This is a genomic window from Citrobacter sp. XY323, assembly GCF_025106035.1.
In the GTDB taxonomy this organism is placed as follows: Bacteria; Pseudomonadota; Gammaproteobacteria; order Enterobacterales; family Enterobacteriaceae; genus Citrobacter; species Citrobacter braakii.
This window is the reverse complement of the sequence record NZ_JANYUK010000002.1, coordinates 169893-196792: the sequence shown is the minus strand read 5'-3', so window position 1 is coordinate 196792 and position 26900 is coordinate 169893. Positions and strand designations below refer to the sequence as shown.

25 protein-coding genes are annotated in these 26900 nt (G+C 53.0%); 2 read left to right on the top strand and 23 right to left on the bottom strand.

All coding sequences use genetic code 11. The annotated features are described in order from the left end of the window. Window positions 1-50: 50 nt before the first annotated feature. From ptsG to yceD, 14 genes are all read right to left on the bottom strand, one after another. Complete coding sequence (gene ptsG / locus N0B36_RS04435; protein WP_016152655.1) at window positions 51-1484, bottom strand: PTS glucose transporter subunit IIBC; 1434 nt, start codon at window positions 1482-1484, stop codon at window positions 51-53. Between the two features lie 293 nt (window positions 1485-1777). Further along, complete coding sequence (locus tag N0B36_RS04430; RefSeq protein ID WP_016156196.1) at window positions 1778-2575, bottom strand: metal-dependent hydrolase; 798 nt, start codon at window positions 2573-2575, stop codon at window positions 1778-1780. Between the two features lie 10 nt (window positions 2576-2585). After that, a complete protein-coding gene (gene holB, locus N0B36_RS04425; protein ID WP_259686118.1) occupies window positions 2586-3590 on the bottom strand; it encodes a DNA polymerase III subunit delta' in 1005 nt (334 codons plus the stop codon). Further along, window positions 3587-4228, bottom strand: a complete 642-nt coding sequence (gene tmk / locus N0B36_RS04420) for a dTMP kinase (RefSeq protein ID WP_016156195.1) — start codon at window positions 4226-4228, stop codon at window positions 3587-3589. Before tmk ends, holB begins: the two co-directional genes overlap by 4 nt. Further along, a complete protein-coding gene (yceG, locus tag N0B36_RS04415) occupies window positions 4218-5240 on the bottom strand; it encodes a cell division protein YceG (protein WP_019076480.1) in 1023 nt (340 codons plus the stop codon). The genes tmk and yceG overlap by 11 nt, the downstream gene beginning before the upstream one ends. Before the next feature lie 2 nt (window positions 5241-5242). Beyond that, on the bottom strand, window positions 5243-6052 hold the full coding sequence (gene pabC, locus N0B36_RS04410; RefSeq protein ID WP_259686117.1) for an aminodeoxychorismate lyase: 810 nt from the start codon (window positions 6050-6052) through the stop codon (window positions 5243-5245). A 135-nt stretch (window positions 6053-6187) separates the two neighbouring features. Further along, window positions 6188-7429: a beta-ketoacyl-ACP synthase II gene (fabF, locus tag N0B36_RS04405; protein ID WP_003036260.1), complete on the bottom strand. Its 1242-nt coding sequence runs from the start codon at window positions 7427-7429 to the stop codon at window positions 6188-6190. Between the two features lie 85 nt (window positions 7430-7514). Beyond that, entirely contained in the window at window positions 7515-7751 is a 237-nt protein-coding gene (gene acpP, locus N0B36_RS04400; RefSeq protein WP_000103754.1) for an acyl carrier protein, read from the bottom strand. Window positions 7752-7906: 155 nt separating this feature from the next. Then, a complete protein-coding gene (gene fabG / locus N0B36_RS04395) occupies window positions 7907-8641 on the bottom strand; it encodes a 3-oxoacyl-ACP reductase FabG (protein ID WP_016152641.1) in 735 nt (244 codons plus the stop codon). A gap of 12 nt (window positions 8642-8653) precedes the next feature. Continuing rightward, window positions 8654-9583: an ACP S-malonyltransferase gene (gene fabD, locus N0B36_RS04390; RefSeq protein ID WP_019076478.1), complete on the bottom strand. Its 930-nt coding sequence runs from the start codon at window positions 9581-9583 to the stop codon at window positions 8654-8656. Window positions 9584-9598: 15 nt separating this feature from the next. Next, window positions 9599-10552 carry a beta-ketoacyl-ACP synthase III gene (fabH, locus tag N0B36_RS04385; RefSeq protein WP_016152639.1) on the bottom strand — a complete coding sequence of 318 codons (954 nt, stop codon included), beginning with the start codon at window positions 10550-10552 and terminating at the stop codon, window positions 9599-9601. Between the two features lie 77 nt (window positions 10553-10629). Next, the gene (plsX, locus tag N0B36_RS04380) at window positions 10630-11709 is read right to left on the bottom strand and encodes a phosphate acyltransferase PlsX (RefSeq protein WP_071601761.1); all 1080 of its coding nucleotides are present in this window, start codon (window positions 11707-11709) and stop codon (window positions 10630-10632) included. Window positions 11710-11831: 122 nt separating this feature from the next. Continuing rightward, entirely contained in the window at window positions 11832-12005 is a 174-nt protein-coding gene (gene rpmF / locus N0B36_RS04375; RefSeq protein ID WP_003036242.1) for a 50S ribosomal protein L32, read from the bottom strand. A 16-nt stretch (window positions 12006-12021) separates the two neighbouring features. Next, window positions 12022-12543, bottom strand: coding sequence for a 23S rRNA accumulation protein YceD (yceD, locus tag N0B36_RS04370; protein ID WP_003036239.1), 522 nt, complete (start codon window positions 12541-12543; stop codon window positions 12022-12024). Between the two features lie 197 nt (window positions 12544-12740). Here yceD and N0B36_RS04365 point away from each other — a divergent pair, with 197 nt between their 5' ends. Beyond that, entirely contained in the window at window positions 12741-13325 is a 585-nt protein-coding gene (locus N0B36_RS04365; RefSeq protein ID WP_016152637.1) for a nucleoside triphosphate pyrophosphatase, read from the top strand. Window positions 13326-13415: 90 nt separating this feature from the next. On the opposite strand, the gene rluC is transcribed toward N0B36_RS04365, so the two are convergent. Next, a complete protein-coding gene (rluC, locus tag N0B36_RS04360; RefSeq protein WP_049259723.1) occupies window positions 13416-14369 on the bottom strand; it encodes a 23S rRNA pseudouridine(955/2504/2580) synthase RluC in 954 nt (317 codons plus the stop codon). Between the two features lie 698 nt (window positions 14370-15067). On the opposite strand from rluC, the gene rne reads away from it, so the two are divergent. Then, window positions 15068-18316, top strand: a complete 3249-nt coding sequence (rne, locus tag N0B36_RS04355; RefSeq protein WP_181220561.1) for a ribonuclease E — start codon at window positions 15068-15070, stop codon at window positions 18314-18316. Between the two features lie 242 nt (window positions 18317-18558). Here rne and flgL read toward each other — a convergent pair whose 3' ends face one another. From flgL to flgE, 8 genes are all read right to left on the bottom strand, one after another. Beyond that, entirely contained in the window at window positions 18559-19512 is a 954-nt protein-coding gene (flgL, locus tag N0B36_RS04350; RefSeq protein ID WP_016152634.1) for a flagellar hook-associated protein FlgL, read from the bottom strand. Window positions 19513-19526: 14 nt separating this feature from the next. Next, window positions 19527-21185, bottom strand: coding sequence for a flagellar hook-associated protein FlgK (gene flgK / locus N0B36_RS04345; protein WP_046274758.1), 1659 nt, complete (start codon window positions 21183-21185; stop codon window positions 19527-19529). Between the two features lie 64 nt (window positions 21186-21249). Continuing rightward, window positions 21250-22200 carry a flagellar assembly peptidoglycan hydrolase FlgJ gene (gene flgJ, locus N0B36_RS04340; RefSeq protein ID WP_016152632.1) on the bottom strand — a complete coding sequence of 317 codons (951 nt, stop codon included), beginning with the start codon at window positions 22198-22200 and terminating at the stop codon, window positions 21250-21252. After that, window positions 22200-23276 carry a flagellar basal body P-ring protein FlgI gene (locus tag N0B36_RS04335; protein WP_019076467.1) on the bottom strand — a complete coding sequence of 359 codons (1077 nt, stop codon included), beginning with the start codon at window positions 23274-23276 and terminating at the stop codon, window positions 22200-22202. Before N0B36_RS04335 ends, flgJ begins: the two co-directional genes overlap by 1 nt. Window positions 23277-23309: 33 nt before the next feature. Beyond that, a complete protein-coding gene (flgH, locus tag N0B36_RS04330) occupies window positions 23310-24008 on the bottom strand; it encodes a flagellar basal body L-ring protein FlgH (RefSeq protein WP_016152630.1) in 699 nt (232 codons plus the stop codon). 57 nt (window positions 24009-24065) lie between these two features. Continuing rightward, window positions 24066-24848: a flagellar basal-body rod protein FlgG gene (gene flgG / locus N0B36_RS04325; RefSeq protein WP_003036202.1), complete on the bottom strand. Its 783-nt coding sequence runs from the start codon at window positions 24846-24848 to the stop codon at window positions 24066-24068. A 13-nt stretch (window positions 24849-24861) separates the two neighbouring features. Then, entirely contained in the window at window positions 24862-25617 is a 756-nt protein-coding gene (locus N0B36_RS04320) for a flagellar basal body rod protein FlgF (protein ID WP_016156188.1), read from the bottom strand. 20 nt (window positions 25618-25637) lie between these two features. Beyond that, window positions 25638-26891: a flagellar hook protein FlgE gene (gene flgE, locus N0B36_RS04315; protein WP_153690524.1), complete on the bottom strand. Its 1254-nt coding sequence runs from the start codon at window positions 26889-26891 to the stop codon at window positions 25638-25640. Window positions 26892-26900: the final 9 nt, after the last annotated feature.

The following is a 26900-nucleotide window of genomic DNA, read 5'->3' as shown; positions in this document are numbered from 1 at the left end:
TAAAAAAGGCAGCCCGCAGGCTGCCTTAATTCTCCCCAACTTTTTACTGCTTAGCTGTGACGGATGTACTCATCCATTTCAGTTTTCAGGTTATCGGACTTAGTACCGAAGATAGCCTGAACACCGGAACCCGCCACTACAACGCCCGCTGCACCCAGTTTCTTCAGGCCAGCCTGATCCACTTTGGCAACGTCAGCGACGCTGACACGCAGACGAGTGATGCACGCATCGAGGTTAGTGATGTTTTCTTTACCGCCGAATGCCGCAACCAGGGCCGGAGCCATTTCGCCGGACGCACCCGCTTTGGTGTCTTCGGTAGCATCTTCACGACCCGGAGTTTTCAGGTCCAGCGCTTTGATCAGCACACGGAAGATGGTGTAGTAAACAATCGCATAACCGATACCGACAATCGGGAACAGCCACAGTTTGCTGCTGTTACCGGACAGAACGATAAAGTCGATCAGACCGTGGGAGAACGACGTACCGTCACGCATACCCAGCAGGATACAGATCGGGAATGCCAGACCAGCCAGAATTGCGTGGATGATGTACAGGATCGGTGCCACGAACATGAACGAGAACTCGATCGGTTCGGTAATACCGGTCAGGAACGAGGTCAGCGCCGCGGAGATCATGATACCGCCCACTTTCGCGCGGTTTTCTGGTTTAGCAGAGTGCCAGATAGCGATAGCGGCAGCCGGCAGACCGTACATTTTGAACAGGAAGCCACCAGACAGTTTGCCCGCAGTCGGGTCACCCGCCATATAGCGAGGGATATCGCCGTGGAATACCTGGCCCGCAGCATTGGTGTATTCACCGATCTGCATCTGGAATGGAACGTTCCAGATATGGTGCAGACCAAACGGCACCAGGCAGCGTTCAATGAAGCCATAGATACCGAACGCTACGACCGGGTTCTGGTATGCAGCCCACTGGGAAAACGTCTGAATAGCAGTCCCGATCGGCGGCCAAATGAAGGACAGAACCACACCGGTGAAGATAGCGGCCAGACCAGAAATGATAGGAACGAAGCGCTTACCCGCAAAGAAGCCAAGATACTCAGGCAATTTGATACGGTAGAAACGGTTGAACATATACGCTGCAATCGCACCGGAGATAATCCCCCCGAGAACACCCGTATCAGCAAGGTGTTTAGCTGCGATCTCTTCAGCAGGTAAATGCAGAACCAGCGGCGCAACAACAGCCATGGTCTTAACCATAATGCCGTAGGCAACAACGGATGCCAGTGCAGATACGCCGTCGTTATTGGTGAAGCCTAACGCGACACCGATGGCAAAAATCAGCGGCATGTTTGCAAAAACAGAACCGCCTGCTTCTGCCATTACGTGCGATACAACGGCTGGCAGCCAGCTGAAGTTAGCGGAACCGACACCCAGCAGGATACCTGCAATCGGGAGTACGGATACCGGCAGCATCAGCGATTTACCGACCTTTTGCAGGTTAGCAAATGCATTCTTAAACATAATTGAGAGTGCTCCTGAGTATTTGTGCTTTTCTACGTTCTCACGCATTAGCGAGGGGGGAGAACCTCGCCGTGTACAGGGCATCTAAGTACCCTTTATTTATTACACAGAGTAAAATAATTCAGTTTGTTTTTGTTTGACGGCTATCACAATTCAGTCGTGGATGGCCGTAAAATCCGCACATTCCGATAAAATGCGTTTCTGAATGTGTCAAACCGGTTATTCACCGCCCATTTTGAGGCGGTGAACTTTACTCGCTTTGCTTATTAATTACGAGCTTTAAAAAAAGTCAGTTAACGAACGGATTGCAGGCGTGAAGCGTCGATGTGAAACAGGCGGGCAAAGTTATCAGTGGTTGCCTGCGCCAGTTCTTCAACGGCAACACCTTTCACTACGGCCATATACTCCGCAACGTCACGGGTCATGGCGGGCTGGTTCTCTTTTCCCCGATGCGGTACAGGCGCAAGGTAGGGAGAATCCGTCTCAACCAGCAACCTATCCAGAGGAACATAGCGGGCGGCATCACGGAGCTGATCTGCGTTACGGAACGTGACGATGCCGGAAAACGAGATATAAAATCCAAGGTCTAGCAATTTGCCCGCCGTTTCTCTGTCCTCTGTAAAACAGTGTAGTACGCCACCACAATCCGTCACTTTTTCTTCGCGCAGAATAGACAGCGTATCGGCTCGCGCATCGCGGGTATGTACGATAACTGGCTTTTGTAACTCACGGCCAATCTGAATATGATGGATAAAAGATTCCTGCTGGCGCACCTTTGTTTCCGGCGTATAGAAATAGTCCAGCCCGGTTTCCCCCATTGCCACAACACCCTCTTCGGCGGCAAAACGGCGCAGGTCTTCAACATCATAGGCTTCATCCTGATTTAACGGATGCACGCCGCAGGAGAACACCACATTGTCACGTTCACCGACCAGTTCGCGCATACTGCGGTATCCTGGCAGAGTGGTCGCGACGGCAAGACAGAATTTCACATCGCGTGCGGCAGCTTTCGCCAGCACGTCATCCACGTCCTTATGCAGAGATTGATAATCCAGGCCATCAAGATGGCAGTGTGAGTCGACTAAAAACATAATGTCTCTCTCAAAGATGGGGAACAGGCAGTACGGTGCCTGGTTGCAGGTAATGCTCAATACGCAGGATAAGATCGGTTAACACCAGCTCACGGTTTACGCCTGTTACGTTCAGCAACTGCTGACGGCAATGACAAACGCCACCGAGTATCGCCTGTATCCGGGCGACGGATAACCGTTCTGCGATAGAAGATATCAGGTCCAGCGCGTCAGGATTGGTTAAATGGGAAATTCCATACGGACGCTTCAAGGCATCCGTCAACAACGTTGCCAGCCAGTGTAAACGGGCGGCAGCCTGATCGTGGTTTAACGCCGCGAGCAGGATATACCAGTCACCTGCGTTTAATGTGTTTGCCAGTGCCGCACAAAAATCTGTGCGATGCGCCCAGCTTTCAGCCTGTAACAACGAGAGTGCCGCACCAGGCGAACCCGCGCTCAGGCGTAATGCGCTCAACAGAGCTTCTGGAGATGCGGTCACTTCGCGGGCGAGCCAGGAGATAGCGTACGACTCAGCCGGCGGCGCAAGATGGTGTAACCGGCAGCGGCTGCGCAATGTCGCCAGCAATCGCGCAGGCTCTGTGCTGGCGAGGAAAAACCAGGTTTGTGCCGGCGGTTCTTCCAGCGTTTTTAGCAGGGCATTGGCAGCGGCATCAGTTAACTGGGCGGCATCAGGGATCCACACCACTTTCGCACCGCCAAGGCGTGAATGCTCGTACAGTTTTTCACTCACTTCACGTACCGCATCAACTCCCAGCGTGCTTTTACCTTTTTCCGGCAGCAGCGAATAGTAGTCAGGATGCGTCCCCGCCTGCATCAGCTGACAGCCCCGGCAGTGTCCGCAGCTTTTATGCCCTTCCGGCTGCTGGCACATTAAATAGCGACTGAGCGCGTAAATCAGCGCGTCGTCACCCATTCCGGGTAATGCCTGAATCAGTAACGCATGGTGACCACGACCCGCCTGGTAGCTGGCTACCAGTTTTTCAAAATCTGGTCGTAACCATGGGTACCATTTCATGCGCCCTGCTCCTGCACCCACTGGGTGATGGTATTGCGGATATCAGCCATCACAGCTTCCAGCGGCTGCGTCGCGTCGATGGTACGAATGCTGGCATCTTTGGCAGCCAGTTCAAGATAGCGCGCGCGGGTGCGATTAAAGAAATCGAAAGATTCCTGCTCAATACGATCCAGCTCGCCGCGCGCACGGGCACGTTTCAATCCGACCTCTGGAGTCACGTCCAGATAGAGCGTCAGGTCCGGGCGAAAATCACCGAGCACCGCATCGCGCAAGGTTGCCAGCATGTTTTGATCGATGCCGCGTCCGCCCCCCTGATACGCCTGGGTCGACAAATCGTGACGGTCGCCAATTACCCATGCGCCTTTTGCCAGCGCAGGTTTAATAACGGTTTCGACCAGCTGTACGCGCGCGGCGTAAAACATCAGAACTTCAGCTTTGTCAGTGATGACCTCGTCACCCACCGACTTAATGTCCAGCACCAGACTTCTTAGTTTCTCAGCGAGCTGCGTTCCCCCCGGTTCGCGGGTAAAAACCATGTCACGAATACCAAGTTGCTCAAGTGTCTCTACCACCACGTTACGCGCGGTGGTTTTTCCGGCGCCTTCCAGGCCCTCGATGACGATATAGTTACTGCCCATTTTTTTCCTTAAGCACTTTCAGGTAATCCTGCACGGACCGGTTGTGGCTGGCAAGATTGGTGTTAAACGTGTGACCGCCTTTACCGTCAGCCACGAAATAGAGGTACGGCGTTTTTGCCGGATGCGCCGCGGCCTGCAATGAGGCCTCTCCCGGCATGGCAATCGGGCCAGGCGGCAACCCCGTAATGGTATAGGTGTTATAGGCGGTCGGGGTATCTAAATCCACACGCGACAACTTGCCATTATACCGTGACCCCATCCCGTAAATCACCGTCGGATCGGTCTGTAAACGCATGCCAATCCGTAAGCGGTTAATAAAGACGGAAGCCACCTGGTCACGCTCGCTGGCAACCGCAGTCTCTTTTTCGATAATAGAGGCCATGGTTACCAGCTGATTTTTGTCCTGATAAGGCAGGCCTTCAGCGCGCCCTTCCCAGACGGAGTCTACCGCTTTAACCATTTTCTGATGCGCGCGTTTTAGCAACGCCACGTCGGTTGTATTGGCGGTATACATCCAGGTATCTGGCCAGAACCAGCCTTCTACCCATTGCGGGTTCTCCAGCTTCAGCGCCTGAGCAACGGTCTCGTAATTATCATCGCTCAGCGTATGTTTGATGTACGGGGCGTCGCGCAGCTGCTTGAGGTAGTCGCTCAGACGCATCCCTTCAACCAGACGTAACGGGAACTGCGCCTCTTTACCGCTTTCCAGCAGTTGCAACATGTCCCGCACCGTCATGTCGGGCGTAAAACGGTAGGTTCCGGCTTTAAAATGCGACAGTTCGGGTTCCACACGCAGCAGCCACTGGAACACACGCGGACGATTGATAACGTTGTCCGCATACAACTGTTCACCGAGAGCCAGACGGCCCGTACCCGCTTTCAGCGTAAAAATCGTCTCTTCTTTAATCAATAATTTACTGTCCGCCAGATGGCGAACTTTCCACATTCCCACTCCCGCAGCTATGCCCAGCACAACCAGCAATAACAGGACAACAAGTAACAGTTTTTTCATGACTAATTCGGGTGCTCACAAAGTGGGGCTAAAAAATCGAACAACATACGTGCAGACAGCAGCGTGTCGCCACAGGTGCGTACGGGAATAACAGGCATTAACGCATTACAGACGACGATTTCATCGGCCTGCATAACCTCTTCCAACCCGGCATACACTTCGACAATGCTGAACGACGATTGTGCCAGCATCCGGATACAGAATTGTCGCATAATGCCGTTCACTCCGGCCTGATCCAGCCGGGGAGTGTAAACCACATCCCCCTTACGCCAGAACAAATTAGCCGCACAGCATTCCGTAACCCATCCCTCACTGTCAAGAACCAGTACTTCATCAGCTGCCGTCTGCTCAAGATGAGAGCGAATCAACACCTGTTCCAGTCTATTCAGGTGCTTAAGTCCGGCAAGCAACGGATTACGCCCCAGACGCACTGGACTTAACGCCAGCGTTATCCCCTCCAGTCGCCAACGATCGTAATGATCGGGCCAGGCTGAAACAGAGAGAATACGTGTGGCACTGCGACAGTTTGCGCCGCTGTAACCACGGCCACCGCTACCACGGCTGATAATCACTTTTAACACGCCACGCGCATGCCCTTGCGCCAGCATTTTCATTTCACTTTGCAGCTCTGACCAATCTTCGAAAGAGATCAGCAATTTTTGGCAGGCGTCTTGTAAACGCGCAAGATGCGCTGCAAAGAGGCAAATTTCGCCGTCAATAATACGCGCAGTGGTAAAACAGCCATCACCGAATTGGGTCGCTCGATCGCTTGCGGCCAGCATATTCTGCTCGCAGCCATTAATTAAGAACATGGTGGCTCCTTATTTCTGGTCCGCTAGTTTGGCAGGATGAACAACACAGGACAAGGGTGGAAAACCGAATAAAAAAAGGCCCGACAAGCGGACCTTTTTAAATTGCTATCGATGCTAACGCACCACCTGGCAGACTTAAATCTTTTTAAAGATCAAAGAGCCGTTGGTCCCGCCAAAGCCGAAGGAGTTACACAGTGCGTACTCCAGACCACTAACCTGACGCGCTTCGTGAGGTACGAAGTCCAGGTCACAACCTTCATCCGGGTTATCCAGGTTGATGGTTGGCGGAATAGCCTGATCGCGCAGCGCCAGGATAGAGAAAATAGACTCTACCGCGCCCGCCGCACCCAACAGGTGTCCGGTCATGGATTTAGTGGAGCTTACCATCACACGGCTTGCCGCATCGCCAAAGACAGATTTCACTGCCTGGGTTTCGGCTTTATCGCCAGCAGGAGTAGACGTGCCATGCGCGTTGACATAGCCGATCTGACCCGCTTCGATAGCCGCATCGCGTAGTGCGTTGACCATTGCCAGCGCAGCGCCCGCACCGTTTTCAGGTGGTGACGTCATGTGGTAAGCATCGCTGCTCATGCCAAAACCAACGACTTCAGCATAGATTTTTGCACCGCGCGCTTTCGCATGCTCGTACTCTTCCAGTACCACCATGCCTGCGCCGTCGCCCAGCACAAAGCCATCACGTTCTTTATCCCACGGACGGCTTGCCGCTTGCGGGTTATCATTACGTGTAGACAGCGCACGTGCCGCGCCAAAACCACCCACGCCCAGCGGGGTACTGGCTTTTTCTGCACCACCCGCAACCATCGCGTCTGCATCGCCGTATGCAATGATACGTGCTGCATGACCAATGTTATGCACACCTGAGGTACAGGCGGTCGCAATGGAGATGCTTGGCCCTTGCAGGCCGTACATGATGGTCAGGTGACCTGCCACCATGTTAACAATCGTTGACGGAACGAAGAACGGGCTGATCTTACGTGGACCGCCATTCACCAAAGAGGTGTGGTTTTCTTCGATCAATCCGAGACCGCCAATACCAGAGCCGATAGCGGCGCCAATACGGTGAGCGTTCTCTTCCGTAATTTCGAGACCAGAATCCTGCATGGCCTGAACGCCAGCGACAATTCCATATTGAATGAAAGCATCCATCTTGCGCTGTTCTTTGCGCGAGATAATGTCTTCACAGTTAAAATCCTTTACTAAGCCAGCAAATTTCGTTGCATAGGCGCTAGTATCGAAATGGTCGATCAGGCTGATGCCACTCTGACCGGCAAGGAGAGCTTTCCAGGTAGACTCTACGGTATTGCCGACAGGAGACAACATGCCCAGTCCGGTCACAACTACACGACGCTTAGACACGGTTGTCCTCCAGGGAGGGAAAATAATTCAAGTGGGATAAAAAGATAAAACTCAGGCGGTCGAATGACCGCCTGGAGATGTTCACTTACGCCTGGTGGCCGTTGATGTAATCAATGGCAGCCTGAACGGTAGTGATTTTCTCAGCTTCTTCGTCCGGAATCTCAGTATCAAACTCTTCTTCCAGAGCCATTACCAGCTCAACGGTGTCAAGAGAATCTGCGCCCAGGTCTTCAACGAAGGAAGCATTGTTGGTTACTTCTTCCTGCTTAACGCCCAGCTGTTCGCCGATAATTTTCTTAACGCGTTCTTCGATAGTGCTCATACTCTTAAATTTCCTATCAAAACTCGCTTTCGCGATGGTTTTCGTAGTGTATAAAATGTTGAAAAATTTGCAACTAAATCCCGGCAGGTCTTACCACGATTTTACGTTATTTTGAGGGCATTCACCCTAATAACGCAAATTTTTTTATCTCGTGGTTAAACCATGTACATCCCGCCGTTGACGTGCAAAGTCTCACCTGTGATGTAACTTGCTTCGTCAGAAGCTAAAAATGCAACCGCACTGGCGATTTCCTGAGCGCCGCCAAGGCGACCCGCAGGAACCTGCGCCAGAATACCCGCACGCTGATCATCAGACAGCGCACGCGTCATGTCCGTTTCAATAAAGCCCGGAGCAACAACGTTTACAGTAATGCCACGAGACGCAACTTCGCGCGCCAGTGATTTACTGAAGCCGATCAGACCCGCTTTCGCCGCAGCGTAGTTTGCCTGACCCGCATTTCCCATGGTACCAACCACAGAACCGATAGTGATAATACGCCCATGACGCTTTTTCATCATAGCTCGCATTACCGCTTTTGACAGACGGAAAACAGATGACAGGTTGGTTTCGATGATATCGTTCCACTCGTCATCTTTCATGCGCATTAACAGATTATCACGAGTAATCCCGGCATTATTGACCAGGATATCGACTTCACCAAATTCTGCGCGAATATTTCCCAGAACAGATTCGATAGATGCTGGATCGGTCACATTCAACATCAGACCTTTACCATTTGCACCTAAGTAATCGCTAATGGCCTGCGCACCGCTTTCGCTGGTTGCAGTACCGATAACTTTCGCGCCACGGGCAACGAGTGTTTCAGCAATTGCGCGGCCAATGCCACGGCTTGCACCGGTAACCAGCGCGACTTTTCCTTCAAAACTCATGGTCTTCCTCATTTATTGCTCTAGCGCCGCAGAAAATGCCGCCGGCTCATTCAGTGCCGAAGCAGTCAGGGTGTCAACAATACGTTTCGTCAAACCGGTCAGAACTTTGCCCGGACCAACTTCATACAGGTGCTCTACGCCCTGGGACGCCATAAATTCAACGGTTTTAGTCCATTGAACCGGGCTGTACAGTTGGCGAACCAGCGCATCGCGAATAGCGTCTGCGTCTGTTTCGCACTTCACGTCGACGTTGTTCACAACCGGAACAGTCGGCGCGTTAAAAGTGATTTTTTGCAGTTCAACGGCCAGTTTCTCAGCAGCAGGCTTCATCAGCGCGCAGTGAGAAGGAACGCTGACCGGCAGTGGCAGAGCACGCTTAGCGCCAGCCGCTTTACAGGCTGCGCCAGCACGTTCTACGGCTTCTTTGTGCCCGGCAATAACCACCTGACCTGGTGAGTTAAAATTTACCGGTGAAACCACCTGGCCTTCGGCAGACTCTTCACACGCTTTAGCAATAGCAGCGTCGTCCAGACCGATAATAGCAGACATGCCGCCAGTGCCTTCCGGTACCGCTTCCTGCATGAATTTGCCACGCAGTTCAACCAGACGAACGGCATCGGCAAAACCGATAACACCCGCACATACCAGCGCAGAGTATTCGCCCAGGCTGTGACCTGCCATCAGCGCAGGTGTTTTACCACCCTGCTGCTGCCATACGCGATAAAGCGCAACAGAGGCAGTCAACAGTGCTGGCTGCGTCTGCCAGGTTTTATTCAGCTCTTCGGCCGGTCCCTGCTGAGTCAACGCCCACAGATCATAGCCCAGCGCAGCTGATGCTTCAGCAAAAGTTTCTTCAACAATTGGGTAGTTTGCTGCCATTTCAGACAACATCCCAACGGTCTGGGAACCCTGCCCCGGGAACACAAATGCAAATTGCGTCATGTTTAAATCCTTATACTAGAAACGAATCAGCGCAGAGCCCCAGGTGAATCCACCCCCAAAGGCTTCAAGCAATATCAACTGACCAGCTTTAATACGCCCGTCGCGGACGGCTTCGTCCAGCGCGCACGGTACGGAGGCCGCGGAGGTATTGCCATGTCTGTCGAGCGTCACGACAACATTATCCATCGACATACCCAGCTTTTTCGCGGTTGCGCTAATAATGCGGAGGTTTGCCTGATGCGGCACCAGCCAGTCCAGTGCAGAACGATCGAGATTATTTGCTTCCAGCGTTTCATCAACGATGTGTGCAAGCTCGGTCACCGCGACTTTAAATACTTCGTTACCCGCCATCGTCAGGTGGATCGGGTTTTCCGGGTTCACGCGATCGGCATTAGGCAGCGTCAACAGTTCGCCATAGCGACCATCAGCGTGCAGATGCGTAGAAAGAATGCCGGGCTCTTCTGATGCGCTCAGTACAACCGCACCTGCGCCATCGCCGAAAATAATGATCGTCCCGCGATCGGTTGGATCACAGGTACGAGCGAGGACATCTGAGCCAACCACCAGAGCATGCTTCACTGCGCCAGACTTAACGTACTGGTCGGCAACGCTCAGGGCGTAGGTGAAACCGGCACAAGCGGCTGCAACGTCAAACGCCGGACAGCCTTTGATCCCCAGCATACTTTGGATCTGGCATGCCGCACTTGGAAATGCGTGTGTGGATGATGTGGTGGCAACCACAATCAGACCAATTTGTTCTTTGTCGATGCCCGCCATTTCAATTGCACGGTTTGCGGCGGCAAAGCCCATCGTCGCAACTGTTTCATTTGGCGCTGCAATATGGCGTTCACGGATACCTGTGCGAGTGACGATCCACTCATCAGATGTCTCAACCATTTTTTCCAAATCGGCGTTAGTACGCACTTGTTCAGGCAGATAGCTGCCAGTACCAATAATCTTCGTATACATGTACGCTCAGTCACTTTTTGGTTATATACCGCCACGAGCAAATCGCTGATACGTTGGCAGCATTCACAAACGCACCGTTATCTGTGTGCTCGCGAGTTTGCGTTTTCGCCACCGTCCAGCAGTTCGAATCCAGCTGGGTATACAGATTCCAGGCGAGCGGCAATTCGCTGAGGAACTTGTCGCTGCACCGCCTGCACTGCCTGTTCAATCGCGACTTCAAATGCTCGCTGATTGGCCGCACCATGACTCTTAATCACCGTGCCGCGCAATCCTAACAGACAGGCGCCATTATACTGGTCGGGGTTGAGGTGACTAAATCGCCTTGTCAGGCTTTTTTGTAACCAACGTTTTAATAACAGCAGCCACCACGACCGTTTTTTGCCCTCACCCTGAGACTTCAGCAGTGAAAGGAACATTCTGACAACACCTTCCATCGTCTTTAATGTGACATTACCTGTAAAGCCGTCACAGACCAACACATCAGTTTTGCCAGTCAGTAACTCATTGGCTTCAAGATAGCCGATATAATTGATAGAAGGGATTGTTTTTAGCACTGCAGAAGCATCCCGAATACTGTCGAGACCCTTGGTTTCTTCTTCACCGATATTGAGCAACGCAACACGGGGATTGGCAATTCCAACCACCTCTTCTGCCAGCACGGACCCCATGACGGCAAATTGCACCAACATCGTGCTATCACAATCCACGTTGGCACCCAAATCCAGCACCACCGTTTTGCCCTTTTGCTGATGGGGTAAAACCGTCACCAGCGCAGGACGCTCAATCCCCTCAAGGGGTTTGAGCAATAACTTCGCAAGACCCATTAGCGCACCTGTATTACCGGCGCTCACACAGGCTTCCGCTCGTCCTTCTTTCACGAGCTCCAGGGCAACACGCATTGAGCTTCCACGACTGGCGCGAATAGCTTGCGAGGGCCGGGCATCACTGGCAATAACTGACTGAGCAGGGATAATCTGCAGACGTGAACGTTGTTCGAAGTCAGCTTTGGCAAGTAATGGCGTGATTGTATCGGGATCCCCGACTAAAAGAAGTGTGAGTTGCGAATTAGAATTCAGTGCCTGCAATGCTGCAGGCACTGTCACGGTAGGGCCAAAATCACCCCCCATGACATCTAACGCCAGGGTTAGACGTGTCAAGGTATCGTCGCTGCCCGGTTAGGTGTTTCCCCAGTTACCCGGGGAAAGCCTCACTAAGCTTCATCACGCGTGTACTCTCTGTCTTTCTCACCGTAGCGGGAAAGCCATTGAGTCATGCGTGATTACTTAGCGATTACCTTACGGCCACGGTAAAAACCGTCGGCAGTGATGTGGTGACGCAGGTGTTGTTCACCAGAAGTTTTGTCTACAGACAGGCTGGTGACTGCGGTCAGAGCGTCATGAGAACGACGCATGCCACGTTTGGAACGGGTTGGTTTATTCTGTTGTACGGCCATGGACCTTACTCCTCAATTACTTACGCTTTAAGCTGGCTAATACGGCAAATGGGTTTGGTTTTTGCGCTTCATCAGGCAATTCGCCAAAGACCATGTCCGCCTCGGACACTTCACAGTGTTCAGAATCATGCACCGGAACTACCGGCAAGGAGAGGATAATCTCATCTTCAACCATTGCAAGCAGATCGATTTCACCGAATTCGTTAACCTCAATCGGCTCATACGCTTCCGGGAGTGCTTCAGCCTGCTCGTCAGAACGGACAGGACTAAAACAATATGTTGTGTGAACATGAAGTGGGAACGGTTTCCCGCAACGCTGACATTCGAGCGTAACCGACACCTTTGCATCACCGGTTATAACGGCAAGGCGCTGGTTATCGATAGCGAACGACATGGAGCATTCCACATCACTGTCCACACTGACTACAGAATCGGCGACACGCTCAACCAGATCAGAAGTATAGATACCTTCATAATCGAGGCGTTTCTGAGCCGTACGAACCGGATCAAGAGTCAGGGGTAATTTTACCTTTTGCATAGGGCGCGCATATTAACTTTGTAACGTCATATAGTCAAAGAAAAAGGCAGCCTGTGGTTGCCTTTTGCCAATAATTCGCACACATTGCGGGTCATCGACTTAAAATCGCTCAACACAAGCCATTACAGCCAGCTTGTAGGACGAAGTCCATAGTTTAAATTGGCTCTCATCAATACGCTATATGCGAGGGAAAAAATATGCCTCAACTTATTCTTGCTTCTACCTCTCCCTGGCGTCGCGCTTTACTAGAAAAACTGGCAATCCCGTTCGAATGCGCAGCACCAGAGGTTGATGAAACGCCGTTACCAGGCGAAGCCCCCCGGCACTTAGTCTTGCGACTGGCGCAGAAAAAAGCGCAATCTCTCGCCCACCGTTATCCATCGCACCTTATTATTGGTTCCGATCAAATTTGTGTTCTCGATGGTGAAATAACCGGCAAACCGTTAACAGAAGAAAATGCACGCCAGCAGTTACTCAAAGCCCGTGGCAATATTGTGACGTTTTATACCGGACTGGCACTGTATAATTCTGCGACCGGACATTTACAAACTGAAGTTGAACCGTTCGACGTCCATTTTCGTCACTTAAGCGAAACGGAAATTGAAGATTACGTGCGCAAAGAGCGCCCGCTGCATTGTGCCGGTAGTTTTAAAAGCGAAGGATTGGGCATTGCACTTTTTGAGCGCCTGGAAGGCCGCGACCCAAATACCTTAATCGGTTTGCCGCTAATCGCACTGTGTCAAATGCTGCGACGAGAAGATATGAACCCGTTAAAAGCCTGACGGGTTGACGGCTGTACAGGCCAATCCTGTAGGCCTGATAGGCGCAGCGCCATCAGGCCTACAGGTAATGCGCGATAATATCAATGCGCATCAGCCTTTACTTCGTAACACCTCGAGGCAGCGCTTCAACTGCTTATCCATTGGCGCTTCAATACGCATTACTTCACCCGTCCCAGGATGAGTAAATTTCAACGCTGCGGCGTGCAAAAAGAGCCTGCTCAGCCCGGTATCCGCCAGTTGCTTATCGAATTCACGATCGCCATAGCGGTCGTCAAAGGCAATCGGATGTCCGGCATATTGTGTATGCACGCGAATCTGGTGCGTGCGTCCGGTCACCGGACTGCAGCGCACAAGCGTAGCGAACGCATAACGCTCTTCCACTTTAAAGCGTGTTTCCGATGGTTTGCCTTCCTGATTCACCCGCACGATACGCTCGCCGCTTTGCAGAATATTCTTTAACAGCGGGGCCTGAACGGTTTTGACATGGGACTGCCACTGGCCGCGTACCAACGCGAGGTAGTCTTTCTGCATGCCTTTTTCACGCAGTTGTTCATGCAACGAACGCAAGGCAGATCGTTTTTTGGCCACCAGCAGCACGCCGGAGGTATCCCGGTCGAGGCGATGCACCAGTTCAAGGAAACGCGCTTCCGGGCGCAGCGCACGTAAGCCTTCAATGACGCCAAAGCTTAATCCGCTTCCACCATGCACGGCCGTACCTGAAGGCTTGTTAAGCACCAGAATGTGGTCATCTTCATATAAAATGACATCGGTCAGCGCCGCGACCTTCTGCAAATTCGGTGAAATGGCCTCTTCTTCACGTTCAGCGACACGTACAGGTGGAATACGCACAATGTCCCCGTCTTCGAGTTTGTACTCGGGTTTAATGCGTTTTTTGTTCACCCGCACTTCGCCTTTACGCAAAATGCGATAAATCATACTTTTCGGCACGCCCTTGAGCTGGGTGCGCAAAAAGTTGTCGATGCGTTGCCCTGCTTCGTCGGCAGTAATGGCAACTGTTTTTACGGCTGGAGTCTCTGTTTTCATGGGGGCCGATTTTAAATAGCCATCAAGATTCGCGCCACACATTTTTCTATGCTTATATTAACTGCTATACCTTATTACTTAAGTTTGACATAGCCGATTTGGTGGTTATTAAAGCAATCACTACGCGGAAGTGAAAAAACTGTGAGTAACCGGGTGATAAATGGCAAAAGTCATCTTGCTATAACAAGGTTAGCAGTGGAATAATGAGGTTGTTTCCGTGTTGAATCTTGTTAAAACAAGAACTTTTCCGGAATGACCCAATTTTGCCCGACCGATCATCAACGCAGCAATGGCGTAAGACGTATTGATCTTTCAGGCAGTTAGCGGGCTGCGGGTTGCAGTCCTTACCGGTAAGTGCTCTATAGATTTCGCGTTGTAGGAAGGCGGCAAGTCTGGGAACCCCAGGTGCTTACTCCTGTAAGTGGTTGGGGTAAGAAGATGAAGCCAACGCACCCACAGCGTGAAAGACGATAAGCACAATGGAAGCTTCTCTGGAGAGTAACACCCAGACTGTTCCCCTGATAATTGCGCTGTGTTTCCGTATGAAATACAGGCAACCGACACTCTGCGCCTCTTTGAGCTGACGATAACCGTGAGGTTGGCGACGCGAATAGACACGAGGCCATCGGTTCACACCCGGAAAGGCATTACTCTGCCCGCAGCTTAGTCGTCAATGTAAGAATAATGAGTAAGTTACGATGAAAAGAATGTTAATTAACGCGACTCAGCAGGAAGAGTTGCGTGTCGCCCTTGTAGATGGGCAGCGTCTGTACGATCTGGATATCGAAAGTCCTGGACACGAACAGAAAAAAGCCAACATCTATAAAGGCAAAATTACCCGTATTGAACCGAGTCTGGAAGCTGCTTTTGTTGATTACGGCGCTGAACGTCACGGTTTCCTCCCGTTAAAAGAAATTGCCCGCGAATACTTCCCCGCTAGCTACAACTCCCATGGTCGTCCCAACATTAAAGACGTGTTGCGCGAAGGTCAGGAAGTCATTGTTCAGATCGATAAAGAAGAACGCGGCAATAAAGGCGCTGCGCTGACCACCTTTATCAGCCTGGCAGGTAGTTATCTGGTTCTGATGCCGAACAACCCGCGCGCGGGCGGTATCTCCCGTCGCATTGAAGGCGACGACCGTACCGAATTAAAAGAAGCGCTGGCAAGCCTGGAACTGCCTGATGGCATGGGGCTTATCGTGCGTACCGCAGGGGTCGGCAAATCTGCCGAAGCGCTGCAGTGGGACCTGAGTTTCCGCCTGAAGCACTGGGAAGCGATTCAAAAAGCCGCTGACAGCCGCCCTGCTCCGTTCCTGATCCATCAGGAAAGCAACGTTATCGTTCGCGCATTCCGTGACTATTTACGTCAGGACATCGGCGAAATCCTCATCGACAACCCGAAAGTTATGGAGATGGCGCGTCAGCACATCGCCGCGCTGGGTCGTCCGGATTTCAGCAGCAAAATCAAACTGTACACCGGTGAAATCCCGCTGTTCAGCCACTATCAAATCGAATCTCAGATTGAGTCCGCATTCCAGCGCGAAGTGCGTCTGCCGTCCGGCGGCTCAATCGTTATCGACAGCACAGAAGCGCTGACCGCTATCGATATCAACTCCGCACGCGCGACCCGCGGCGGCGACATCGAAGAAACTGCGTTCAACACCAACCTTGAAGCAGCCGATGAAATTGCTCGTCAGCTGCGTCTGCGCGACCTCGGCGGCCTGATTGTAATCGACTTCATTGATATGACGCCGGTTCGTCACCAGCGTGCGGTTGAAAACCGTCTGCGTGAAGCTGTGCGTCAGGACAGAGCGCGTATTCAAATCAGCCATATTTCTCGCTTCGGCCTGCTGGAGATGTCCCGTCAGCGTCTGAGCCCGTCGCTGGGTGAATCCAGCCATCACGTATGCCCACGCTGCTCCGGCACGGGTACCGTACGTGATAACGAATCACTGTCGCTGTCTATTCTGCGTCTGATCGAAGAAGAAGCGCTGAAAGAAAATACGCAGGAAGTTCACGCTATTGTTCCTGTGCCGATCGCATCCTACCTGCTCAACGAAAAACGTACCGCGGTAAATGCCATCGAGACGCGTCAGAATGGCGTGCGCTGTGTGATTGTGCCAAACGATCAGATGGAAACCCCGCATTACTCCGTGCTGCGCGTACGCAAAGGGGAAGAAACACCAACCCTGAGCTACCTGCTGCCGAAACTGCATGAAGAAGCGATGGCATTGCCGACGGAAGAAGAGTTCGTCGAGCGTAAACAGCCAGAGCAGCCGGCATTGGCCACCTTTGCAATGCCAGAGGTGCCGCCAGCCCCTGCTTTGCAGGAACCTACTGCGAAGGCCGCCGCGCCTAAAGCCGCAGCAGCGACCGCGACCGTCGCCGCACAGCCAGGTTTGATTAGCCGTTTCTTCAGCGCACTGAAGTCCATCTTCAGCGGTAGCGAAGAAGTGAAACCGGTTGAACAACCTGCGCCGAAAGCGGAAGAGAAAACCGACCGCCAGCAGGATCGTCGTAAACCGCGTCAGAACAATCGTCGCGACCGTAACGATCGTCGTGATAATCGCGACAACCGTGGCGAGCGTGATAACCGTAACGAGCGTTCAGAAAGCGGCGAAAACCGTGAAGATAACCGCCGTAACCGCCGTCAGTCGCAGCAGCAAAATGCGGAAGCGCGCGATAACCGCCAGCAGTCTACTGAGGTCGCCGACAAAGCGAAATCCGGTGATGATCAGCAGGCTCCGCGTCGCGAGCGCAACCGCCGTCGCAACGATGATAAGCGTCAGGCGCAGCAGGAAGTTAAAGAGCTGAACCTGGCAGAACAACCTGCGCAGGATACCGAGCAGGAAGAGCGCGTTCGTCAGCCTCAGACTCGCCGTAAACAGCGTCAGCTGACTCAGAAAGTTCGTTACACAGACAGCCCGGCTGTTGAAGCCGAAGTCGCGACTGCCGAAGTGGTCACTGAAACGGCAGTCGCTCAACCAACTGAACAGCCCGTACCGGCACAGCGTACTGAACTGGCGAAAGTTGATCTGCCTGCCGTCGTTGCGACTGAGCAGGAAGACAACAGCGAAGCGCGTGACTCTAATGGTATGCCGCGTCGTTCCCGTCGCTCACCTCGCCATCTGCGCGTCAGTGGACAACGCCGTCGTCGTTATCGTGACGAGCGTTACCCGGTTCAGTCGCCGATGCCGTTAACGGTTGCCTGCGCATCTCCAGAATTAGCGTCCGGTAAAGTCTGGATCCGCTACCCTGTTGCTCGTCCTCAGGATCAGCAGGTTGCAGAGCAGCGCGAGCAGGAAACGGTTCAGGGGCAAGCTGTACCTGTCGCCGTAGAGCCTCAGGTTGCTGCAGCTGCCGTTGAGCATATTGTGAACGCCCCTGCGTCGGTTGAAACCGTACAGCCAGAGGTGGTCATTGCTGAACCTCAGGCTACCGTCGTTGAAACCACGCATCCGGAAGTCATCGCTACTCCGGTCGAGGAACAACCGCAAATTATCGCTGAATCTGACGCGCCTGTTGCTGAGGATACCGCGGCGAAAGCCGAACCTGTCGCTGAAATCGTGGCTGCGCCGGTTGTCGAAGAATCTGCGGAGGTTGTTATTTCTCAGCCTGAAGTGGCTGAAGAGATTGCAGAGGTTGTGGAAACAGCGCCAGTGGTTGAAGAAGTTGCCGCGCCGCAAGAGGTTGTTGCAGCACCGGTCGTCGAAGACGCAGTCGTTAAGGCTGAAGTTGTCGCAACCCGCGTTGACGCAGAACATCTTCACAGCCATGCGGCCGCACCGATGACCCGTGCTCCGGCACCAGAGTATGTGCCTGAAGCGCCGCGTCATAGTGACTGGCAACGCCCGGAATTCACCTTTGAAGGTAAAGGTGCCGCAGGTGGACACAGCGCCACGCACCAGGCGACTGCGCCAGCAACGCGCCCGCAGCCCGTTGAGTAAGTCATAATCAACATCAAAGCCGACCTTCGGGTCGGCTTTTTTTTATCTCTGCTCTACACACTGACAAACTGAGAAGGCGTGGTTACGCTGGCAATCTTTAGCGGTGCGATTGCGCGGGTAATAAGATTAACGGGGAATCTGTCGCTGAGAAAATAACAGTGGCCTAAAAAAATGCCCGCTCCGGGGTGTTAAAGGAGCGGGCAGACAAACATATCCAGTTTCATGATATGTTCAAAAAGGTGTTACCGGTTCAGTTGAAATAGCGACATTCCCTGCATATCGGTAAACGTTTTGTACGATGCCTGCAGTGCGGCCTGCTGCATCACGTAGGACGAAATCGCTGCATTCCAGTCAACATCCACCAGATTGCTCATCTGCTGAGTCTGGCCCAATGCGCGATCGGCGCCCAGTGAATCCAGTGAACTTAGCTCGCTGAGCTGAGTCCCTAATTCTGCACGAACAGAAAGCACGTTATTCAATGAATTTTTCAGGCCACGACTGGTTTTATCAATGGCTGCAGAGGCGGTAGCTTTTGCCGCGTCATTGCCCTCAATCGGGGTTTTGAGCGCATCAATAGCGGTATCCAGCATTTTGAACAGGTTCTTTTCCTGAGTACCGCCGCCTGGTTCCGGTACGGCATTACTGGTCAGATTAACAAATACTTTATCGCCAGTATGACCAATCACCATGGTACGGGAGGCATCGACCTGCTGGGTCACATTTGTTGTACCGCCACTGTAAGCGCCATCTGCCTGAGCAAACGGTGCAGATTCTGTTTTATATCCGCCAAAAATATAGCGTCCATTACCGTCGGTGCTGTTCGCCAGGTTCATCAGTTGATCGCGGATCCCCTGCAGGTCGGTGGCCAGCGATGCACGGTCGTCATCGCTTAACGTGCCGTTCGCGGCATAGACAATTTTTTCCTGCGCGGTCTGAATTGCCGTCGTTACCTGACTCAGTACGTTCTCTTCCAGCGATACTTTTTGCGTCGCAAATGAACGTGCCAGCGTATATTGGCTGTTCTGCGCCTGTGCTTGAGAAAGCACCACGGCCTGCGAGGCGGCGATCGGATCGTCAGATGGGTTGATCACACGTTTGCCCGTTGACATCTGCTCGCCGAACTTCATCCATTCAGCCTGAGAGTTAGTGATGCCACGCATATTCTGCTGGTACATCATCTGGGTGCTGATACGCATTGTGTCCCTCTCCCTTAGCGAATATTAATCAGTGCATCAAACAGCGCATTTGCAGTTTGCAGCACTTGCGCGTTAGCCAGGTAATACTGTTGATAGCGCTGTAAGTTACCGTATTCTTCGTCGAGGTTGACGCCGGAAATAGACTGCTGCTGCTTATAAAGCTGCGTTACCACGTTGTTTTGGGTAATGGCGCTGGTTTTCAGCGTCGCGGTTTTGTTCCCGACATCGCTTACCAGCGTGGCATATGCATCGTTGAAGGTCTTATTACCCACGGTAGCTTTGGTCTGCAGATCCAGCAGTTTCTGACCGTTACGGTTATCGCTTTTTCCCTTATCAATATCCGGGTCCGGATCATTTTTTGAGACCTGGGCCATGGCGATTTTCGACTCATCGGTCACCATGACTTTCATATCAACAACGGCGTTACTGACAGGTTTCACTGTAAAGCTGTCATTTGCTTTTGCGCCAGCATTAACGGTGATTTCCATCCCGTCAAAGGACATCTTCCCACCGGTAACGGTAGCTTTGAAGCTGGTATTATCCGCCAGGCGAGTAACCTGCCAGTCCGTCCCGTCATAAACGATTTTATAATCGGTCGCCTGTACAGCAGAGCTGTCGGTAATCTTCGCGCTTAACGATCCTGTTCCTGTATTTTTAGCGTTGTTGAATACTGCCGGGCTACCGATAGCAAAGAAATCCTTACCCTGATCGCCGTTCGCGTCAAAACCCTCTTTATGCTGGGTGTTAAACGCATCGGCGAACGCCAACGCCAGTTGGCCCAGTGTGTTACGCGTCTGGTCAAGCTCTTGAGAACGGAAGGTTAACAACCCACCCAGTGAACCGGTATTCAACAGTTTTTCGGGAATTTCAACCTCGCCGGCAACCCCGTCGACGTAGGCCACTGTGGTTCGATTGGGATCGTCACTGGAGGGCACAGCCGCCAGCTGGCGTGCATTGCTGCCCTGCACCAGTGAATAGCCGTTCGCCATGGTTATGTTGTAAGTCCCGCCGTCCTGAACGCTGACTTCAACACCAACAATCTGGTTCAGTTCACTGACCAGTTGGTCGCGCTGGTCGAGTAAATCGTTAGGCGATGCGCCCGCGCCGACGCCGGTCAGACGGGAAATCTGATCGTTGAGGCTGGCAATCTGTTTTGAATAGTTGTTGATCTGGTCAACGCTGGCCTTGATCGCAGTATTAACCTGCTTGTCTTGATCGCGCAGATACTGGTCGGTTGTTCTGAACTGGTTGACTAAACCATCAGCTTTACCGATCAGCGCCTGGCGCGCCGCCGGGTCTTCCGCGTTACTGACAAGCGTTTGCAGGCTGGTAAAAAAGTCCTGCATTGAGGTCGAAATGGAACTGGTTTTGCTGGAGAGCAGATTGTCGATTTTCGACATTTGTTCATAGCGCGTTGTCAGGCCGCTGCTTTGGTTCTGCGCGGCACGTAACTGATTCGTGATAAAGGAGTCATACTCGCGCTGTACGCCAGAAACATAGACGCCATTGCCAACCCAGCCCCCCGCACCCAGCGTGCTGTTCGCTTGCGCCATAATTGTCGTTTGACGGGTGTATCCGGCAACGTTATAGCTGGAGATGTTATTACTGGCAGAATTCAACGCGGCCTGCGCTGCGGCGAGTCCACTCATCGCGTTATTAATCAAGCTGGACATGGAGGTTCCTTGTAATCCTTCAATACTCGTTATTATCGGCAGCAGGTTGGTAGACTTGAGCTATTTAAAAGAGATTATCGATATTCGTACTGTAGGTTTTGCTCACTTTTTCGCTCATCGATTTCAACTGCTGGATCATGCTGGTTAATTTACGCGCATAGTTAGGGTCAGTCGCGTAACCGGCATTCTGCAAAGCCTGTGCCCCCTGCTCGGCGGTAGCAGCGGCGGTTACCGCCGCATAGCGCGGGTTACGCGATATCAGACCGACATAATCCGACAGTGCCTCAAGGTAAGAGCTATAGACGCGGAATCGGGCTTTCACCTTTTTCGCCTCGCCGTTTTCATATTCGGTGGTGGTGATTTCGGTGGTTGGGCCTTTCCAGCTTCCCGAAGCCTTCACGCCAAAAATGTTAAAGCTCGGTTCACCGTTCTCACGGCGGATTTGTCGCTGGCCCCATCCGGACTCCAGCGCCGCCTGCGCCAGAATCAGATGATGCGGAACCCCGCTTTGCTGACTTGCCAGCTTAGCCGGCAGCGATAGCTGGGCGAGGAAGTCTTTACTGTCACCTGACAGCGGCTCATCATTGCTTTCCGTCGCGCGGGGAATGGCTTTACGGACCAGTTGCGTCAGCGCCTGGTTTTGATAGCTGGTCACCGTTTCCAGGGAGAACTTCATTGGCACCTGCGGCGCATCGTCTGCGGGTTGCGCCTGCCCTTCAGTCATCTGCTTAACCATCATTTCAGCCAGTCCCAGACCTTTACCTGCGGTCATCTGCTGCGCAATTTGTTGGTCATACATGCTGGTATACAAACGTGTCGAATCACTGCTAAAAACGCCATCTTTCGGCAGCGCTTCACGCATGCTTTTCAGCATCATTTGTACGAACATCCCTTCAACCTGACGGGCAACCGGGCGGATATTCGCCGCCGGGTCCTGACCCGCTTTCGCTTTCAGTTCGTTCAGTGATTGCGCATCCCAGGCGGCACTGGTCAGCAGTTTGCTGTCACCAATCATTAGATGATTTCCAGTTTGGCGCGTAAGCATCCCGCGCTCTGCATCGATTGCAGAATGGACATCAGATCCATCGGCGTTGCCCCTAGCGCATTAAGCGCACGCACAACATTGTTCAGGTTGGCGCTGGAACGCACGCTTTGCAGCGAACCGCCGCTCTGGCGCAGATCGATCTGGGTTTGAGGCGTCACCACGGTCTGTCCACCGCCAAACGGTGTATCCGGCTGGCTGACGTTCGCCTGGCGGTTTACTGTTATCGACAAGTTGCCTTGCGCGACGGCACAGCTATCCAGTGTGACTTCACGGTTCATAACGACGGATCCAGTGCGCGAGTTGATAATCACTTTCGCATCCTGCGGCGTGACGTTCACCTCCATATTCTGGATGTCAGCAAGGAAACGCACCTGCGAACTGTTGCCGCTTGGCACGCGTACCTGAATCGTCCGGGCGTCCAGCGCAGTGGCGCTACCAAAGCCGCGCGAACGGTTAATGGTGTCGGTTATCTGCTGCGCCATAGTGAAATCTTCATTATTGAGCTGCAGATTAATGGTGTTACCGCCACCGAACTGGCTGGGTAATTCACGTTCGATGGTCGCGCCGTTGGTAATACGCCCGCCATTGAGCTGGTTTACCTGCACGCTGCTGCCACCCGCAGCCGCGCCTGCACCGCCTACCAGAATATTCCCCTGCGCCAGCGCATATACCTGGCTATCGACCCCTTTCAGCGGGGTCATCAGCAACGTTCCGCCGCGCAGGCTTTTGGCGTTCCCCATGGAAGAGACCACCACGTCAATGGTTTGCCCCTGACGACCAAAGGCCGGGAATTGCGCGGTCACCATCACCGCCGCCACGTTTTTCAGCTGCATATTGGTGCCGGTTGGCACGGTAATTCCCAACTGCGAAAGCATGTTGTTGAGCGTTTGCGTAGTAAACGGCGTCTGGGTGGTCTGGTCACCCGTGCCATCCAAACCGACCACCAGCCCATAACCGATCAACGAGTTTTCCCGCACGCCCTGAACGCTGGTCAGGTCACGAATACGGTCGGCATGCGCAAAGGTGGTTATCAGCACCAGTACCATTCCAACTAAAGATTTAAACACTGGCTACCTCGCTTACATCGGCGACAAGTTAAGGAAGAAACGCTGCAACCAGCCCATATTCTGCGCTTCATTGATGTAGCCGTTGCCGACATACTCAATACGTGCGTCCGCAACCTGAGTTGACGGTACGGAGTTGCTGCCACTGATGGTGCGCGGGTTAACGACCCCGGAGAAGCGAATGAATTCAGTGCCCTGATTAATGGCGATCTGTTTTTCACCCACAACATGTAAGTTGCCATTCACCAGTACCTGATCGACCGTTACGGTCAGCGTACCGCTGAAGGTATTGCTGGCGTTCGCGCCGCCTTTACCGTTAAAGGTGTTACCGCCTGAAGCTTCTACGTCAGCACGCTCGTTGCCAAACAGTCCTTGCAAATAACGCGGTACGGTATCAAAGCCAAAGTTGGTTTTGCCGTCGCGGCTGGCATTAGCCGAAGAACTTTTGCTCGCGCTGACGTTTTCCTGCAATACGATGGTCAACGTATCGCCAATATTGCGCGGACGGCGGTCTTCGAATAACGGCTGATAACCGTAGTTAATCGGTTGGGCCGACTGGAAGATTGATCCATTCGCCACCGGCGTCGGGCCAGGAACAGGCTGGGCAGACGTTGCGCCCTGCACGAGGGGCGTGGCCGGGATCCAGGCGCATCCTGTCAATGAAACCACCAACAGGGCTAAAATTGGGTATGGGTGAAGCGCGTATTTTCGCATTGCGGTCATCTTCAAAATCAGTGTGCCGGTGAGGCTTTCACCCCACCGGGCCACACTTTAGAGTTGCGTCAGTTTTTGCAGCATCTGATCGGTGGTCGATACCGCTTTACTGTTGATTTCGTAAGCGCGCTGAACCTGGATCATGTTTACCAGCTCTTCCGCCACGTTGACGTTAGAGGTTTCAACATAACCCTGGTACAGCAGACCCGCGCCGTTCAGCCCCGGAGTGCTCTCATTCGGCGCACCGGATGACTGCGTTTCGGTGTACAGATTCTCACCAATGCTTTCCAGACCAGTATCGTTCATAAAAGTAGTCAGGTTAAGCTGCCCAACCTGAACCGGTGCTGCCTGGCCCTGCTGGGTTACGCTGACGATACCGTCGCGTCCAATGGTGATACTGAGCGAGTTAGCCGGGATGGTGATAGCCGGCTGAACCTGAAAACCACCCGCAGTCACCAGTTGGCCGTTCTGATCCACCTGGAAAGAACCGTCACGGGTGTAGGCGGACGTGCCATCAGGCAGCATGACCTGGAAAAAGCCCTGCCCTTTAATCGCCACATCTTTACTGTTGTTGGTCTGCGACAGATTCCCCTGGCTGTGTAAACGCTCGGTCGCGACCGGGCGCACACCGGTACCAATCTGCAAACCAGACGGCAGTGTGGTTTGTTCAGAAGACTGTGCGCCAGGCTGGCGAATCGTCTGGTACAACAGATCTTCAAACACGGCACGTTGACGCTTAAATCCGTTGGTACTGACGTTTGCCAGGTTGTTGGCAATCACATCCATGTTGGTTTGCTGCGCATCCAGGCCGGTTTTGGCGATCCATAATGAACTGATCATAAAATGTCCTGTATTAACTCATCGACAGCAGTTGGTTGGCGCGACCCGCGTTATCATCCACGCTACTGATAATCTTCATTTGCATTTCGAAACGACGGGCGTTGGCGATCATGTCACTCATCGCGGCTACCGGCTTAACGTTACTGCCTTCCAGCACACCCGACATAACGCGAATGCTGGGGTCGGCCTGTAACGTAGCGCCACGGGTAGCCTGCGCGGCCTGAGTCAGACGGAACATACCGTCATCGCCACGTTGCACTTCACTCCCCGTGGCCTTCACCAGTTTCAGTCGCCCAACTGGCGCAACGGTGTTAGCCGGATCGCCAGGGTTGAGCGCCGAGATCGTGCCGTCTGCCGCAATGGTGACTTCTGAACCTTCCGGTACGGCTATTGGTCCGGCTTCGCCAATCACCGGGTGTCCCTGAATGGTCAGTTCCCCCGTAGGGCTTACCTGAATGGCGCCATTTCGGGTATATCCTTCGCTACCGTCCGCGGTCTGCACAGCCAACCAGCCATCCTGTTGCAGCGCCACGTCCAGCGGACGTGAGGTATAGTCCATCTGACCCGGTGTCATATCGGCCCCCGGCGTGGAGGCCACCACCAGCGTACGCGTCGGTAAAGACAATCCTTCAACGGGAACCGCGCGCAGTGCATTGAGCTGCGCACGAAAACCCGGCGTTGAGGCGTTTGCCAGGTTGCTGGCCGTCACCGCTTGTTGATTCAGCGTCTGACTGGCCGCGCCCATGGCGGTATAAATTGCGTGATCCATTAAGCCATCCCGTCAGGCGCTTAGCGCAGGTTGACCAGCGTGTTGAGGATCTGGTCCTGGGTTTTGATGGTCTGCGCGTTCGACTGATAGTTACGCTGGGCGACGATCATATTCACCAGTTCTTTACTCAAATCCACGTTTGATGCTTCCAGCGCGCCGTTGGTCAGCTTGCCGAAGTTACCCTCGCCTGCGGTACCCAGCAGCGCCACGCCGGAAGACTGAGTAGCTGCCCAGACGTTGTCACCCTGAGAAGCCAGACCTTCGTTGTTGGCAAAGTTTGCCAGCACGATCTGCCCCAGAACCTGTTGCTGTTCGTTGGAGTAGTTACCGACCACAGTACCGTCATTGTTAATCTGGTAGCTCACCAGGTCGCCCGGCTTATAGCCATTCTGATTCGTGGCAACGATGTTGTTGGCGCCAGTGTTCTGCTGCATGGAGTTCAGGAAGCTCAGAGAGAAATTTGCCGCATCAGCACCGTTAATCTGCCCGGTTGTGATGTTGATTTCCTTTGGCCAGACGGTAGGAGGCGTCGGTACCGCCTCGGCGGCTGTGGCGCTAATCCCTAAGAACACACCATTTTCATTAAAGCGCATAAACCCTGCTGATTTTGCAGCGGCTCCGGTTGAAGCATCCTGTGTGTGAACTTCCCAGGTGTTGCTCTGCGCATTTTTGACATAAAAAATATTCATGTCGTGGGCGTTACCCTGGCTATCGAAAACGGTAACTGAGCCTTTTTTGTTGTAGGAATCCGCATCGCTTGGATTAAACGGGGTCTTCGTTGGCACCTTGTCAGTGGAGTTCAGGTTGATCTGCATTGACGCAGTCGTGGTGGTTTTAGCCGCCATCAGCGTATTCGGGATAGTGATCGGCGCCGGGTTAGCACCTTGCTGTATCGTTGGCGGTGTACCGGTAGCCGGATAGCCCGTCAGCTGTAGCCCCTGCATGTTGACGATATTGCGGTTTTCATCGAGCTTGAACTGACCGTTACGGCTGTAGAAAACGGAACCGTTGCTGTCTACCATGCGGAAAAAACCGTTCTGGCTGATAGCGACATCCAGCCCGCGACCGGTGTTGGTCGTGGTACCGTCGGTAAAGTCCTGGGTAATGCCCGCAACTTTAACGCCCAGACCTACTTTAGAACCGGCGAACATATCGGCAAAAGAGGCCGTACCGGATTTAAAACCATAGGTGGCGGAGTTGGCGATGTTGTTACCAATGACATCGAGGTTGGTCGCTGCAGCGTTCAGACCGCTGACCGCTTGTGAAAAGGCCATGACTTACTC